The sequence below is a fragment of the Sphingomonas koreensis genome, from assembly GCF_002797435.1.
Taxonomy (GTDB): domain Bacteria; phylum Pseudomonadota; class Alphaproteobacteria; order Sphingomonadales; family Sphingomonadaceae; genus Sphingomonas; species Sphingomonas koreensis.
Window position 1 is genome coordinate 2794753 of the sequence record NZ_PGEN01000001.1, and the last position, 13764, is coordinate 2808516.

At 67.1% G+C, this 13764-nt stretch carries 12 protein-coding genes; 2 read left to right on the forward strand and 10 right to left on the reverse strand.

What is annotated here, in order from left to right:
- Window positions 1-159 precede the first annotated feature (159 nt).
- Entirely contained in the window at window positions 160-996 is an 837-nt protein-coding gene (locus BDW16_RS13265; protein ID WP_066571758.1) for a TorF family putative porin, read from the forward strand.
- A gap of 102 nt (window positions 997-1098) precedes the next feature.
- Here the strand turns inward: BDW16_RS13265 and BDW16_RS13270 are convergent, their stop codons facing one another.
- The 7 genes from BDW16_RS13270 to BDW16_RS13300 all read right to left on the reverse strand — a co-directional run bounded on the left by BDW16_RS13270 (window position 1099) and on the right by BDW16_RS13300 (window position 8586).
- The gene (locus BDW16_RS13270) at window positions 1099-1572 is read right to left on the reverse strand and encodes a DUF3035 domain-containing protein (protein WP_066571755.1); all 474 of its coding nucleotides are present in this window, start codon (window positions 1570-1572) and stop codon (window positions 1099-1101) included.
- Entirely contained in the window at window positions 1565-2098 is a 534-nt protein-coding gene (gene lspA, locus BDW16_RS13275) for a signal peptidase II (RefSeq protein WP_066571752.1), read from the reverse strand. The genes BDW16_RS13270 and lspA overlap by 8 nt, the downstream gene beginning before the upstream one ends.
- On the reverse strand, window positions 2095-4983 hold the full coding sequence (gene ileS / locus BDW16_RS13280; RefSeq protein ID WP_066571746.1) for an isoleucine--tRNA ligase: 2889 nt from the start codon (window positions 4981-4983) through the stop codon (window positions 2095-2097). Before ileS ends, lspA begins: the two co-directional genes overlap by 4 nt.
- A gap of 69 nt (window positions 4984-5052) precedes the next feature.
- Window positions 5053-5982: a bifunctional riboflavin kinase/FAD synthetase gene (locus BDW16_RS13285; RefSeq protein ID WP_066571744.1), complete on the reverse strand. Its 930-nt coding sequence runs from the start codon at window positions 5980-5982 to the stop codon at window positions 5053-5055.
- A 49-nt stretch (window positions 5983-6031) separates the two neighbouring features.
- Window positions 6032-7204, reverse strand: coding sequence for a dipeptidase (locus BDW16_RS13290; RefSeq protein WP_066571741.1), 1173 nt, complete (start codon window positions 7202-7204; stop codon window positions 6032-6034).
- Window positions 7205-7318: 114 nt separating this feature from the next.
- Window positions 7319-7795, reverse strand: coding sequence for a dihydrofolate reductase (locus BDW16_RS13295; protein WP_066572799.1), 477 nt, complete (start codon window positions 7793-7795; stop codon window positions 7319-7321).
- The gene (locus BDW16_RS13300; protein ID WP_066571738.1) at window positions 7792-8586 is read right to left on the reverse strand and encodes a thymidylate synthase; all 795 of its coding nucleotides are present in this window, start codon (window positions 8584-8586) and stop codon (window positions 7792-7794) included. Before BDW16_RS13300 ends, BDW16_RS13295 begins: the two co-directional genes overlap by 4 nt.
- A gap of 150 nt (window positions 8587-8736) precedes the next feature.
- On the opposite strand from BDW16_RS13300, the gene BDW16_RS13305 reads away from it, so the two are divergent.
- Window positions 8737-9135 (forward strand): JAB domain-containing protein, encoded by a 399-nt coding sequence (locus BDW16_RS13305; RefSeq protein ID WP_066571735.1) that lies wholly within the window; start codon window positions 8737-8739, stop codon window positions 9133-9135.
- Between the two features lie 55 nt (window positions 9136-9190).
- On the opposite strand, the gene BDW16_RS13310 is transcribed toward BDW16_RS13305, so the two are convergent.
- The 3 genes from BDW16_RS13310 to BDW16_RS13320 form a co-directional block, all read right to left on the reverse strand.
- On the reverse strand, window positions 9191-9961 hold the full coding sequence (locus BDW16_RS13310; RefSeq protein ID WP_066571732.1) for a class I SAM-dependent methyltransferase: 771 nt from the start codon (window positions 9959-9961) through the stop codon (window positions 9191-9193).
- Between the two features lie 5 nt (window positions 9962-9966).
- The gene (gene prfB / locus BDW16_RS13315; protein ID WP_066571729.1) at window positions 9967-11094 is read right to left on the reverse strand and encodes a peptide chain release factor 2; all 1128 of its coding nucleotides are present in this window, start codon (window positions 11092-11094) and stop codon (window positions 9967-9969) included.
- Window positions 11095-11232: 138 nt separating this feature from the next.
- A complete protein-coding gene (locus BDW16_RS13320; RefSeq protein WP_066571726.1) occupies window positions 11233-13743 on the reverse strand; it encodes a penicillin-binding protein 1A in 2511 nt (836 codons plus the stop codon).
- Window positions 13744-13764: the final 21 nt, after the last annotated feature.

Below are 13764 nucleotides of genomic sequence, written 5' to 3' on the forward strand. Positions count from 1 at the left end.
GTCACGGTTCGGCGAAAGGCGATTGTGCAGCGCAGCGGAATGCTGCAAAGACCCCTCAGCAATCGGAAATAGCCGCGCCGGGGTGAAGACCCTGAGCCAAAGGCGGCGTCCCGGTCGCTGGCAGGTTGGGACCACTCGCATTTAGACGAAAGGGATCCCATGCGTTTCAACAAAGCCATTGCCGGCGCTCTGCTGCTGGCGGCCACCGCGACTCCTGCCTTTGCGCAGGAAGAGACCGATGCGCCCGAGGTTGCCGAAGCCTCGCCGCCGTTCAAGCTTTCCGGCGGGGTCACCCTGATCAGTGACTACCGCTTCCGCGGCACCACGCAGACCAACGAGGACCCGGCGGTTCAGGCGACGCTCAACCTCAACCACAGTTCGGGCCTGTATGCGGGCGTCTGGGCATCAACGATCGACGGCGGCCTTGATGGCAGCACGCCTGCGTTGACCGGCTATGGCGATGTCGAGATCGATCTCTATGCGGGCTACACCAAGACGCTGAACAACGGCCTCGGCTTCGATGTCGGTCTGCTCTACTACATGTACGCCGATGGCGCGGCGGGCGTGAACACCGACTTCTTCGAGCCCTATGCCGCGGTCACCTACACGATCGGCCCGGTCTCGACCAAGCTCGGCGCGGCCTATGCCTGGGGCGGACAGGACGGCCTGGCTGGCTTCGACGTCAAGGGCGGCAACGACGACAATCTCTATGTCTATGGCGATGCGTCGGTCGGCATCCCGACCACGCCAATCACGGTCAAGGCGCATCTCGGCTATTCGAGCGGCGCGCTGGGCTCGCTCAACGTGCCGGGCGTGATCGACAACAACTATATGGACTGGAGCGTCGGCGCGGAATGGGTTGGCGGTCCGTTCAAGGGCGGCGTGACCTATGTCGATACCGACATCTCGAACGCCAATGTCGTCGGTATCGGCAAGTTCGCGGAGCGCCGCGGCCGCGGATCGACCGTGCTGGCCTATATCGGCTTCTCATTCTGATCGCTTGAGGAAGGGGGCTTTCCGGCCCTCTTCCGATCGCTGGACATGAAAAGGGCGGCTGCGTCACACGCAGCCGCCCTTGTTCGTTCAGCCGGATTGCGGTCAGTTCTGCGGCGTCGGGCTAGGCGTCGGAGCGGGCGTTACCGGCGCCGGTGCGGCGCCCGTCGCAGTGCGCGCGTCGCGGCCGTCGCCCTGCGGCGCCGCGACGATGTCACGCGTGGTGCTGCCCTTGTCGATCACATTGGTGCCGGGGCTCCCTGCCGAGGAGCGGACGCCGACATCGGCCGCGTTGTTGCCCCCGGCGGCCTGGATCGCGGCCTGTTCGGACGCGCTGCGCTGCGCGGTTCCGCCGAACAGTGCCTCGAGCGCCTGCTGCGACGGGCCGCCCGAATCCTGCGGGCGCGGCGCGCCGGGCTGGGGCGGGCGAAGCGCGAAATCGGGCGGGATCACCAGCGGCGCCTGACGCGCCACGGCGAACTCGTCGGGGCGCTTGCGGTTGAGCATACCGCCGCTGCCGCAACTGACGAGCAGCATCGCCGATCCGCCGACGGCGGCGATGAGGACGGATTTACGCATTGGCATTCTCCACAGGGGCGGCTTTGGCACCGGTTCCTTCGGCCTTTGGTTTTTCACGCACGAACAGCGCCCGGATGAGCAGGATCACGACGCCGATGGTAATGGCAGCATCGGCGACATTGAAGACCAAAAAAGGGCGCCATTCGCCGAAGTGCAGATCGGCATAGTCGACGACATAGCCGAAGCGCGTGCGATCGACGATGTTGCCGAGTGCACCGCCCAGTACGAACGCCAGCGCCAGCAGGTCGCCGCGGTTCTTCTCGCGCGCCATCCAGAAGCCGACGCCGATCGCGATGACTGCGGTCATCACCACCAGCCCCCAGCGCATCAGTTCGGTCTCCGCAGCCAGCAGCCCCAGCGACACCCCGTTATTGGCGACGAAGCGCAGGTCGAAGAACGGCAGTATCTCCCGGACAGCGCCGGGATAGGCGATGCCCAGCCCTTCGACGACGAACGCCTTCACCGCCTGATCGGCGATGAAGATCAGCGCGGCGAGCGCGAAACCAAGGGTACGATTGCGATTCATGAGACCACCTGAGCGCAGCGGTGGCACAGTGCGCCCTCGGCTTCAACCTCCGGCAGCAGCCGCCAGCAGCGTCCGCACTTCTGGCGATCGGTGCGTGCGACCGTGACGTCGCCGTTCTTGAGCTTCACATCGGCGACGATGAACACCTCGGCCAGCTCGGCGGCGGGGCGCAGCATCTCGGGCACCGTCACCTCCGCCTCAAGGCTCGACCGAATCGTCTTCTCGCGGCGATAGGGCTCGATCGCCTCGGTCACCTTCTCGCGCAGCGCGCGGATATCGGCCCATTCGGTGCTGATCGCATCGTCGCCGGGCAGCGGCGGCAGTTCGGGCCATTCGAGGAAATGGACCGACCCGTCCTCGGTCGGGTAGCGGCTCTGCCACACTTCCTCGGCGGTGAAGGCCAGGATCGGCGCGGCATAGCGGACCAGTGCGTGGAACAGCAGGTCGAGCACGGTGCGATAGGCGCGGCGCTTGGGATCGCTCTGCGCATCGCAGTACAGGCAGTCCTTGCGGATATCGAAGAAGAAGGCCGACAGGTCCTCGTTCATGAAGTCCGACAACGCGCGGGCGTAGCGGTTGAACTCATACGCCTCGGCCGCCGAGCGCAGCTCGACGTCGAGCATGCCGAGCTTGTGGAGCACGTACAGCTCCAGCTCGGGCATCGCCTTGACGTCCACCTTCTCCGCGTCGGTGAAGCCGTCGAGCGCGCCGAGGAGGTAGCGGAAGGTGTTGCGGATTTTGCGGTAGGCGTCGCTCGTGCCAGCGAGGACTTCCTTGCCGATGCGCACATCTTCGAAATAATCGGTCTGTGCGACCCACAGGCGCAGGATGTCCGCGCCGCTTTCGCCGATGATCTTGAGCGGATCGACGACATTGCCGAGCGACTTCGACATCTTGCGGCCCTGCCCGTCCAGCGCGAAGCCGTGGGTCAGCACCGCGTCATAGGGCGCACGGCCGCGGGTGCCCGCGCTTTCGAGCAAGGACGACTGGAACCAGCCGCGATGCTGGTCGGAGCCTTCGAGATAGAGGTTGGCGCGGACGCCTTCGCCATAGCGCGCCTCGATCACGAAGCTGTGGGTCGAGCCGCTGTCGAACCACACGTCGAGGATGTCGTTGACCACCTCATAGTCAGCGAGGTCGTAATCGGCGCCGAGCAGCGCCTGATGGTCCGCGCCGAACCACGCGTCCGCGCCGCCCTGGCGGAAGGCGTCGAGGATGCGGGCGTTGACCGCGTCGTCGCGCAGGTAATCGCCGGTCTGGCGATGGACATAGAGCGGGATCGGCACGCCCCAGGCGCGCTGGCGGCTGATCACCCAGTCCGGGCGCCCCTCGACCATCGATCGGATGCGGTTGATCGAACGCTCCGGCACCCATTGCGTGCGCTCGATCGCGTCGAGCGCGAGGCCGCGCAGCGTGGGGGCGTTGTGCGGCGCGAGCGGCATGAAGCCCGCGAAATCGGCGGCCCCGGCGGCCGATTCGTCCTCGGCCTGCGCGACGGTACCCGCGGCGCGGTCCATCGGGATGAACCATTGCGGGGTGGCGCGGAAGATGATCTTCGCCTTGGAACGCCAGCTATGCGGATAGCTGTGCGCGAAATCGTCCGACGCGGCGAGCAACGCGCCCGCTTCGCGCAGATCGGTGCAGATCGGCCCGTCGCTGGCGACGAACTTCTTGTTGATGACCGATCCCTGACCGCCCAGCCACAGCCAGTCGGCGCGGTACATGCCCGCGCCATCGATCGCGAAGACCGGATCGATGCCATGCGCCTTACACAGCAGGAAATCGTCCTCGCCATGATCGGGTGCCATATGGACCAGGCCGGTGCCGGCGTCGGTGGTGACGAAATCGCCGGGGAGGAAAGGGCGCGGCCTGGCGAAGAAGCCGCCGAGATGGTGCATCGGGTGGCGAGCGGTCGCGCCGGCGAGTTGCGCGCCGTGCACGAAGCTATCGACGCTCCAGACACCCAATGTTTCAGGCGCGTCGCCTGAGCGCAGCGTTTTGTCAGCACGACTTTGAAAGCTAGCGACCAAGTCCGTCGCGATCAGATACCTGCCGAGCACCTTGCCGTCATGATCGCTCAGCGTCGTGATCGCGTAATCCACATCCTGCCCGTAAGCCAAAGCCTGGTTGACCGGGATCGTCCAAGGCGTGGTCGTCCAGATCACCGCGTGCGCGCCGACCAATTCTGGTGCATTCGGCGCATCGACGATCTCGAACGCGACGTCGATTTGCGTCGACACCACGTCCTCATATTCGACCTCGGCCTCGGCCAGCGCGGTCTTTTCGACCGGCGACCACATCACCGGCTTGGCGCCGCGATAGAGCTGGCCGCTGGTCGCGAACTTCAATAGCTCGCCCGCGATCGTCGCCTCGGCGTCGAACTTCATGGTGAGGTAGGGATCGTCCCAGTCGCCGGTGACGCCGAGGCGCTTGAACTGCTCGCGCTGGATATCGACCCATTTGGCGGCATAGGCGCGGCATTCGGCGCGGAACTCGGCCGGGGGAACCTCGTCCTTGTTGAGCTTCTTGGCACGATAGGCTTCCTCGATCTTCCATTCGATCGGCAGGCCGTGACAGTCCCAGCCGGGGACATAGGGCGCGTCCTTGCCCATCAGGCTCTGGCTGCGCACCACGATGTCCTTGAGGATCTTGTTCATGGCGTGGCCCATGTGCAGGTCGCCATTGGCATAAGGCGGGCCATCGTGGAGGATGAAGCGCTCGCGTCCCTTCCGCTGCTCGCGCAGCCGGTCATAGACGCCGATGCGCGCCCAGCGCTCGAGGATCGCGGGCTCCTTGGCGGCAAGGCCCGCCTTCATCGGGAAGTCGGTCTTCGGAAGGAAGACGGTGTCGCGCCAGTCGCGCTGCGAGTCAGTGTTTTCGGTCATGCGTTTCGGCCGATTAGAGGAAAGCTGGGAAAGGTGAAAGCGTGATGCCCCTCCCGCGGCCGGGAGGGGCTAGCTAATTCGCAGCGCGGCCTTTGCCGCCTCGCAATCCGCGGCGATCTGCGCCTTCAGCGCCTCCAGCGAATCGAACTTCGCCTCGTCGCGGATGAATTCGATCAGCTCGACCTCGATCGTCTGGCCATAGAGGTCGCCCGAAAAGTCGAAGAAATAGGGTTCGAGCAGCTCGACCGGCGGATCGAAGCTCGGGCGGATGCCGAGATTCGCGGCACCGTCGAGCACCCGGCCATCCGGCAGATGCCCGCGCACCGCATAGATGCCGTAGCGGGGGCGGAGGTAGCTGCCGAGGCCGAGGTTGGCGGTGGGATAGCCCAGCTCGCGCCCCAGCTTCGCGCCCGGCTCGACCACACCCTGAATCGCGAAGGGACGGGTGAGCAGCGCCGCGGCCTTGCGCGGCTTGCCTGCCTGCAGCGCCTCGCGGATCAGGCTGGAGGAGATCACGTCGCCCGACTCCGCGACCGGGGCGATGGTGTCGACGCTGAAGCCGAGCTCTTCGCCCAGCGCGCGCAGTACGGCGACATCGCCGTCGCGGCCCTTGCCGAAGGTGAAGTCGGCGCCGGTGACGACCCCGCCCGCGCCGATCAGCTCGACCAGCCGCTGCTGCGCAAAGGCGCGTGCGGGCAGGCTGGCGAGCACGGCGTCGAAGCCGAAGACGAGCATCGCGTCGGCGCCCGCTTGCGCGAACAGATGCTGGCGCTGGTCGAGCGTGGTGAGGCGGAAGGGGGCCGTGTCCGGGCGGAAGAAGCGCATCGGGTGGGGGTCGAAGGTCGCGACGATCGCCGGACGGCCCTCGGCACGCGCGCGTTCGATCGCGCGGCCGACCACCGCCTGGTGCCCCCGGTGAAACCCGTCGAAATTGCCGAGCGCGACGATCCCGCCGCGAAGATGCGCCGGTACCGCGACCGCTCCGTCCAGCCGCTCCATGGGCGCGCCTATAGAGGCGGCTTTCGCCAGTGCCAACTCGCCGGTGGATTCACTGTCCCGGCGCAAGGCCCGCCCGCAGCACGCGCAGGACGTTGCCGCCCATCACCTTGCGGATTTCCTCGGGCTTGAAGCCGCGATCGACCAGCGCCTGGGTCACGAAGACCAGCTGGGCGGTGTCGAAGCCGGTGGTGACCGCGCCGTCGAAGTCGGAGCCGAGGCCGACATGGTCGATTCCGACCAGGTCGCGGACATGCGCGATCGCCGCGGCGACCTTTTCCGGCTCGGTCCCGCAGATCGCCGCATCCCAATAGCCGATGCCGACCACCCCGCCGGTCTTCGCGACACCGCGAATCTCCTCGTCGGAGAGGTTGCGGTTGACCTTGCACACCGCCTGCACGCCCCCATGGCTGGAGACGACGGGGCGCTTGGCCATGGCGAGGATCTCGGCGACCGACTTGTGGCTGGCATGCGCGATGTCGACGACCATGCCGAGTTGCTCCATGCGGCGCACGGTCTGGCGGCCGAGCGGGGTCAGCCCGCCCTTGGCGATGCCGTGCATCGACCCGGCCAGCTCATTGTCGAAGAAATGGGTGAGGCCGGCCATGCGGAAGCCCGCGGCGTGGAGCCGGTCGAGATTGGCGAGCTTGCCCTCCATGTTCTGGAGGCCCTCGATCGAGAGCAGGCCGCCGACCGGTTGCGGCTTTCCGGCGCGTGCGGCGAGCAGCGCGTCGAGATCGGCGGGCGTGCGGATCACGCGCAGCTTGCCGTCCGACGCGGCGGCGGCGCGGTCGAGCTTCTGCGCATGGAACAGCGAGCGTTCGAGCAGCGAGGTCCAGGTGCGCGGCGGCTGGAGCTGGGCGATCGCGAGCATGGTGATGTTGTCGCTATCGGCGCCGTTGGCGTCGTAATTCTGGTTCTTGGGGGTCTTGGTGACCGAGGAGAAGACCTGAAGCGCGACATTGCCCTCGATCAGCCGGGGCAGATCCACCTGGCCGCGATTCGAGCGATCGTTGAGGCTGCGCTTCCACAGCAAGGTGTCTTCGTGGAGGTCGGCGATCTGCAGGCTGGCGTGGAGCTTGCGCGTCTCGGGCGTGACATTGGGGAGCCTGGTCGCAACGACCTTGTTCATGCCCTTTTCGACGATGCCGGGGGCGAGCGCGAAGAAGGCGAGGGCAGCAACCATCAGGAGGGCGAGCGCCCAGAGCCACCACTTCCGTTTCATCGCAAACCCTCCCCGTCATGCCGGACTCGTTCCGGCATCCGCCGTGCCGCAATCGCTGCCCGCCATTGTGTGGGGCAAGCCGGACCCCGGAACAAGTCCGGGGTGACGATTACGTCAAGCCCGCCGCTCCAGCGTGACGAAGCTGTGCGCGGGGCGGTCGCCATCGGCGGGATGATCCTCGCGCGCGGTTTCGCGCCATTCAGGGCCGAAGGGCGGGACGGTAGCGTCGCCGCCGGGCGAGAGATGGACCTCGGTCAGCTCGATCCGGTCGGCGAGCGGGAGGAGCAGCGCGAAAATCTCCGCGCCGCCGATCACCGCGACATCGCCTTCCCCGGCCAGCGCCAACGCGGCGTCCACCGACGTCGCGACCTCCGCCCCGTCGCGCTGCCATGCCGCGTCGCGCGTCAGCACGATGTGGCGGCGGCCCGGCAGGGGGCTCGGGAAGCTCTCGAAGGTCTTGCGGCCCATGATCATAGGCTTGCCCATGGTCTGTGCCTTGAAGCGCTTGAGGTCGGCCGGCAGGTGCCAGGGCAGCCGCCCGTCCACCCCGATCACGCCGTTATCGGCCCGCGCGAGATGGAAGCTGATCAGACCGCGACCTCGGCCTTGATGTGCGGCTGGGCGACATAGTCGTGCAGCACGAAGTCTTCGTACGCATAGGCATCGATCGAGGCGGGCTTGCGCAGGATCTCGAGCCGCGGGAGCGGGCCGGGCGCGCGGGAGAGCTGGAGTTCGGCCTGTTCGAGATGGTTGGAATAGAGATGGCAGTCGCCGCCGGTCCAGATGAACTCGCCCGGTTCGAGATCGCATTGCTGGGCGAGCATGTGCGTGAGCAGCGCATAGCTCGCGATGTTGAACGGCACGCCGAGGAAGATGTCCGCCGAGCGCTGGTAGAGCTGGAGCGAGAGCTTGCCGTTGGCGACATGGCACTGGAACAGGCAGTGGCACGGCGCCAGCGCCATCGCGCCGAGCTCGCCCGGGTTCCAGGCGGAGACGATCATGCGGCGCGAGGCGGGATTGGTCTTGAGCGTCTCGATCAGCTCCTTGATCTGGTCGATATGGCTGCCGTCGGGCGCCTGCCAGTCGCGCCACTGCTTGCCATAGACCGGGCCGAGATCGCCATTCGCGTCGGCCCATTCGTCCCAGATGCTGACCTTGCGTTCGTTCAGCCACCGGACGTTGGTGTCGCCGCGCAGGAACCACAGCAGCTCGACGATGATCGAGCGCAGATGCAGCTTCTTGGTGGTGAGCACCGGGAAGCCTTCGGAAAGGTCGAAGCGCATCTGGTGGCCGAACACGCTGCGCGTGCCGACCCCGGTGCGGTCCATCTGTACCGCGCCATGGGCCAATGCCCGCTCCATCAAGTCGAGATATTGCCGCATCGCGGGTGAGCCTAGCCGAGCGCCCGGGTGACGCCAAGCACGCGCGGGCGCGAAGCTGTGGATCGTCTTGCCTCCATATTGGAGCAAAGCCGCTCCGCTGCGGAGGCGGTTGCGCTCGACCGGTTCAGTGCTTTTCGGAACGATGGCGGAATGACGTTGCAAGCGTCTCTCCCATCCCCCGGCACGCGGTTCGAAGCGATCGGCAGGCTTGTCGCGGACAGCGTCGCCGGGGAACAGGTCGAGGTCGCCGCCTTCGCCTATTGCGACCGCGAGGGGCGGATGCTCGGGATTCGGCACGCACGGGGCGTTGCGGCGGACGCGGTCGAGCTGCCGGTGCGGCGAGTGGCGATCGATGCGCTCAGCCTGGATGCGGCGGTGGTGGTGATGGCGCACAACCATCCGCGCGGCGAAGCCTGGCCCAGCCGGGCGGATCGCGACGCGACACGGCGGCTGGCGGACGCGCTGCGCGCGCTCGGCGTGCGGCTGCATGAGCATCTGGTGGTAGGGCGTGGCGAAGCGTGGAGCTTCCGCGCCGCGGGGCTGCTCTAGATTGCTCCGTTGAAACGGCACCAACCCGCTCAGCATTGCTGAACCCGGTAAGCTGCTATTCGTCCGTCGTCGACTTGGGCGCGGGCTCGCCGGACCGCTTTGGCGAGGGCCGGAAGCGGCAGGCGCGGATCGCCTCTGGCTCGGGGCGCGGACCCTCGGCCTTGAACATGGCGAGATAGCCGCCCGCGGAAGGCATGTCGCGCTTGGTCACCAGCTTGTAGCCGACCGCGGCGAATTCGCATTCGAGCAATTCAGGCGGGGTGCCGTGATTCTGCGTCTCGCGATCGGCATCGACCACGACGACCAGCCCGTCGGGGCGCAGCGAGGGGCGCATCCGCCAGAGGAATTCATACGGGTCCTCGACCTCATGGTACATGTGCACCATCAGGATACGGTCGAAGCTGTTCTCGGGAAGCTTGGGATCCTCGGGCTCGCCCAGGCGCACGCTGACATTGTCGAGCCGCTCGCGCGACACGCGCTGGGCGAGCGCGTCGCGCACCCCCGGGATGATATCCTGCGCGAGCACGCGGCCGCGCTTGCCGACGCGCGCCGACAGGCGGATCGTGTAATAGCCCTCACCCGCGCCGATATCGGCGACGGTGGTGCCGGGCTTGATCTCCGCCAGGTCCATCACCGTATCGGCTTCGTTGAGGCGGTCGCGCGCTTCCTCGGTCGACCAGCGCGCCGAGACGATGGTTGCGACCGGGCGGTCGGCGGCGGGGAAGGTGAGCTCCTGCTCCGCTTCGGGCTTGGGCGCGGGACGCGGCTCGGTGGCGTCGCACCCTGCGATCGCAAGGGCACCCAGCATCAGCAGCGAGGCGCCCATTGGCCTCAATCCACGTCCTCCACCTCGACCGTCTCGCCGGTCACGCGCTGTGATAGCGCAGCTGCCATGAACGGGTCGAGTGCTCCGTCGAGCACATCCGCGGGCGCAGTGGAAGTGGTTCCGGTGCGAAGATCCTTAACCAGCTGATAGGGCTGGAGGACATAGGAGCGGATCTGGTGGCCCCAGCCGATCTCGGTCTTGGCGCTGTACTCGCCCATCGCCGCCGCTTCGCGCTTGGCCAGCTCAGCCTCGTACAGACGGGCCTTCAGCATGCCCATCGCCGTGGCGCGGTTCTTGTGCTGCGACCGGTCCTGCTGGCTGGCGACGATGATGCCACTGGGAACGTGGGTGATGCGTACCGCCGAATCGGTGGTGTTGACGTGCTGCCCGCCCGCGCCCGATGCGCGATAGGTGTCGATCTTGAGGTCGCTCTCGTTGATCTCGATGTCGATCGAATCGTCGATCACCGGATAGACCCAGACCGACGAGAAGCTGGTGTGGCGCCGTGCCGAGCTGTCATAGGGCGAGATGCGGACCAGGCGGTGCACGCCGCTTTCGGTCTTGGCATAGCCATAGGCGTTCTCGCCCTTGATCAGCAGCGTCGCCGACTTGATCCCGGCCTGGTCGCCGGCGTGATAGTCCATCAGCTCCACCTTGAAGCCATGGCGCTCGGCCCAGCGCGTGTACATGCGCTGGAGCATCTCGGCCCAGTCCTGGCTCTCGGTGCCGCCGGCGCCCGAATGGACTTCGAGATAGGTGTCGTTGGCGTCGGCCTCGCCCGAGAGCAGGGCCTTGACCTTGTCCTCTTCGGCGCGCGCGGCGAGCGCGGCGAGGCCGGCGACGCCCTCGACAGCCATTTCCTCGTCGCCCTCGGCCTCGGCCATCTCGATCAGCTCGGACGTCTCGGCGAGCTCACGCTCGATCGCGCGGGTCGCGGTGATCGATTCGTCGAGCCGGCGGCGTTCGCGCATCACATCCTGCGCCGCCTTGGGATTGTCCCACAGCGTCGGGTCCTCGACGCGCGCGTTGAGCTCGTCGAGCCGGCGCAGCGCCTTGTCCCAGTCGATGAACCGGCGCAGCAACGCGAGCGCGTCGTTGATCTTGTCGGCATATGCCTGCGCTTCGGCGCGCATCGTCGTAACCTTTCAAACTGTTCGTCACCCCAGCGACAGCTGGGGTCTTTCGCCCCGGACCCTGCATTTGCCGGACGAGACCCCAGCTTGTGCGGGGTGACGGACCAAGCCGGAGGGGCAGCGATATAAGAACGCCCGCTAGTAGATTCCGCCCTCGCGTTGCAAGAAGTCGCTGTCGCGCGGGCCGTCCCGCTGCACGGCCTTCCTGGTCGCTTCGGCCTTCGGAGCCTCGGCTTCGTCGCTGCGGCGGGCGCGGCGGCGGGGTTCGCTCTCGGGCTTGAACGCCTCCCAGATCACCGCGGCCTTGGGATCGGTGCCCGGCCAGGCGCCATAGACGCGGCGGCCGCTCGCGCGATCGATGCGGACCATGCGGATTCCGGCAGGTGCCGTGAAGGGCAGCACGTCGAGCCCCTCATACGCCTTTTGCGCGAACTGCTTGAAGATCGGCGCGGCGAGCGTTCCACCCTGAGCGTAGCCGCCCAGATTGGTGGGTGTGTCGTAGCCGAGATAAAGGCCCGCGATCATCTGCGGGGTGCCGCCGATGAACCACACGTCGCGCGGACCGTTCGACGTGCCGGTCTTGCCCATGATCGGGCGATTGAGATCGCGCAGGATGGTCGCGGTGCCGCGCTGGACCACGCCTTCGGTGATGTGGACCATCTGATAGGCGGTCATCGCATCGACCACCTGACGCGAGCGGATGACCGGGCGCGGCATCGGCTTCCCATCCCAGTCGGGCATGTTGCAGCGGTCGCACGCACGCCAGTTCTGCGGCCAGATCACCTTGCCTTTGCGGTCCTGCGCGAAATCGACCAGCGACGGGGTGAGCGCGCGGCCGTGATTGACCAGGATCGAATAGGCGTTGACCATCCGCATCACCGTCGTCTCGCCCGCGCCGAGCGAATAGGAGAGATAGGGCGGATATTTCTGCGAGCTGACGCCCATGCGCTGCATGAGATCGACCACCTTCTCCATGCCGGTGGTGTTCGCCGCCTGGACGGTCATCAGGTTGCGCGACTGTTCGATACCCCAGCGCATGGTCTTCGGCCCCGCGCCGCGCGTGCCGCCGAAATTGCGGAAGCATTTGTTGCCGAGGCCGGCGCCCTGATAGACGCAGAACGGGCCGTCGACGATGATCGAGGCGGGGGTCATGCCGTTCTCGAGCGCTGCGGAATAGACGATCGGCTTGATCGTCGATCCGGGCTGCCGCTGCGCCTGGGTCGCGCGATTGAACGCCTGAACCGTCGCATCGAACCCGCCCTGCATCGCGAGGACGCGGCCGGTGCTGGGATCCTGCACGATCATCCCGCCCGAGACCTTGGGAATCGAGCGCAGCGCGAACACGCCGCCCTCAGGCGCGACCGCGATCACGTCGCCGGGCTTCAACGCGTTGAACGCCGTGCCGCCCTGGCCGCGCACCGGCATCTGCGCACCCGAGGCCGGGAGCGTACCGGTGCGCCCGTCGCCAAAGCCCAGCTCGGCGCTCCCACCGCTCTTCGAGATGACGATGGCGGCGCGCCAGTCCTCATAGTCGAGGTTGATGTTGGTGTTGAGCAGTGCCGCGCGCCAATTGTCGCCCTCGAACGCCGCCTCGCGCATCGGGCCCGACCAGCCGCGGCCGCGATCATAGCGCAGCAGCCCGTCGCGCAGGGCCTTCTGCGCCGCCTTCTGGATCTCGGGATCGAAGGAGGTGCGGACCCACAGGCCGCCGGCATAGACGCTGTACGGCCCGGCCTTCTCGGTCTCGCCGAAGCGGTCGAGCAGCTGGCGGCGCACTTCCTCGATGAAATAGCCGCCGAGCGGATCGACCGTGGGCGACTTGCGCGGCACGGCGCCGAGCGGCGCGGCGACCGCCGCGTCATGCGCGGCCTGATCGATATAGCCGTTCGCCAGCATCTGCCCGAGCACCCAGTTGCGCCGCTCGATCGCGCGGTCGGCATGCCGCTCGGGCATATAGTTGGACGGCCCCTTGGGCAGGATCGCGAGATAGGCGAATTGCGGCAGGCTGAGCTGGCTCAGATCCTTGTCGAAATAGGCGTGCGCCGCGGCCTCGACCCCGAACGCGTTCCGGCCGAGCGCGATCTGGTTGAGGTAGAGTTCGAGGATCTGCTCCTTCGACAGCGTATTCTCGATGCGGAAGGCCAGGATCGCCTCGCGCGCCTTGCGGACGTAGCTGACCTCGTTGTTGAGCAGCAGGTTCTTGGCGACCTGCTGCGTGATGGTGGAGGTGCCGCGCGGCGTCTCGCCGCTGGTCAGCCCCTGCCATGCCGCGCGGACGAGGCCGGGATAATCGACGCCGCCATGGTCGAAGAAGGTCTTGTCCTCGGCCGAGAGGAAGGCGCCGATCAGCAGCTTGGGATATTCGTCGTAGGAGAGCTCGACGCGGCGCTCGCGCGCATAGCTGCGCAGCGGCGTGCCGTCGCCCTGGCGGACATTGGTGGGCAGCGGCGGCTCATAGGAGCGTAGCATGTCGACCGAGGGCAGGTCGCGCAGGAACAGCGCCCACAGCGCCGCCGTGCCGATGCCCGAGAGCAAAGCGAGCCACGCGAGCACCTTGAACCACCAGCGTCTGCGGAGCGCCGCAAAGCGGCCTCCGGCATTCCCTCGGGTGAGCTTGAGCGTGAAATTGGGTTCGGTCGCTTCCGCCATTGGGGCGGGGTTTAGCAGGAT

Bases quoted from the DNA above. Each gene is read 5' to 3' on its own strand.
- BDW16_RS13265 (WP_066571758.1), top strand. From the start codon at position 160: ATGCGTTTCAACAAAGCCATTGCCGGCGCTCTGCTGCTGGCGGCCACC.
- BDW16_RS13270 (WP_066571755.1), bottom strand. From the start codon at position 1,572: ATGCGTAAATCCGTCCTCATCGCCGCCGTCGGCGGATCGGCGATGCTG.
- lspA (WP_066571752.1), bottom strand. From the start codon at position 2,098: ATGAATCGCAATCGTACCCTTGGTTTCGCGCTCGCCGCGCTGATCTTC.
- ileS (WP_066571746.1), bottom strand. From the start codon at position 4,983: ATGACCGAAAACACTGACTCGCAGCGCGACTGGCGCGACACCGTCTTC.
- BDW16_RS13285 (WP_066571744.1), bottom strand. From the start codon at position 5,982: ATGGAGCGGCTGGACGGAGCGGTCGCGGTACCGGCGCATCTTCGCGGC.
- BDW16_RS13290 (WP_066571741.1), bottom strand. From the start codon at position 7,204: ATGAAACGGAAGTGGTGGCTCTGGGCGCTCGCCCTCCTGATGGTTGCT.
- BDW16_RS13300 (WP_066571738.1), bottom strand. From the start codon at position 8,586: ATGCGGCAATATCTCGACTTGATGGAGCGGGCATTGGCCCATGGCGCG.
- BDW16_RS13305 (WP_066571735.1), top strand. From the start codon at position 8,737: ATGACGTTGCAAGCGTCTCTCCCATCCCCCGGCACGCGGTTCGAAGCG.
- BDW16_RS13310 (WP_066571732.1), bottom strand. From the start codon at position 9,961: ATGGGCGCCTCGCTGCTGATGCTGGGTGCCCTTGCGATCGCAGGGTGC.
- prfB (WP_066571729.1), bottom strand. From the start codon at position 11,094: ATGCGCGCCGAAGCGCAGGCATATGCCGACAAGATCAACGACGCGCTC.
- BDW16_RS13320 (WP_066571726.1), bottom strand. From the start codon at position 13,743: ATGGCGGAAGCGACCGAACCCAATTTCACGCTCAAGCTCACCCGAGGG.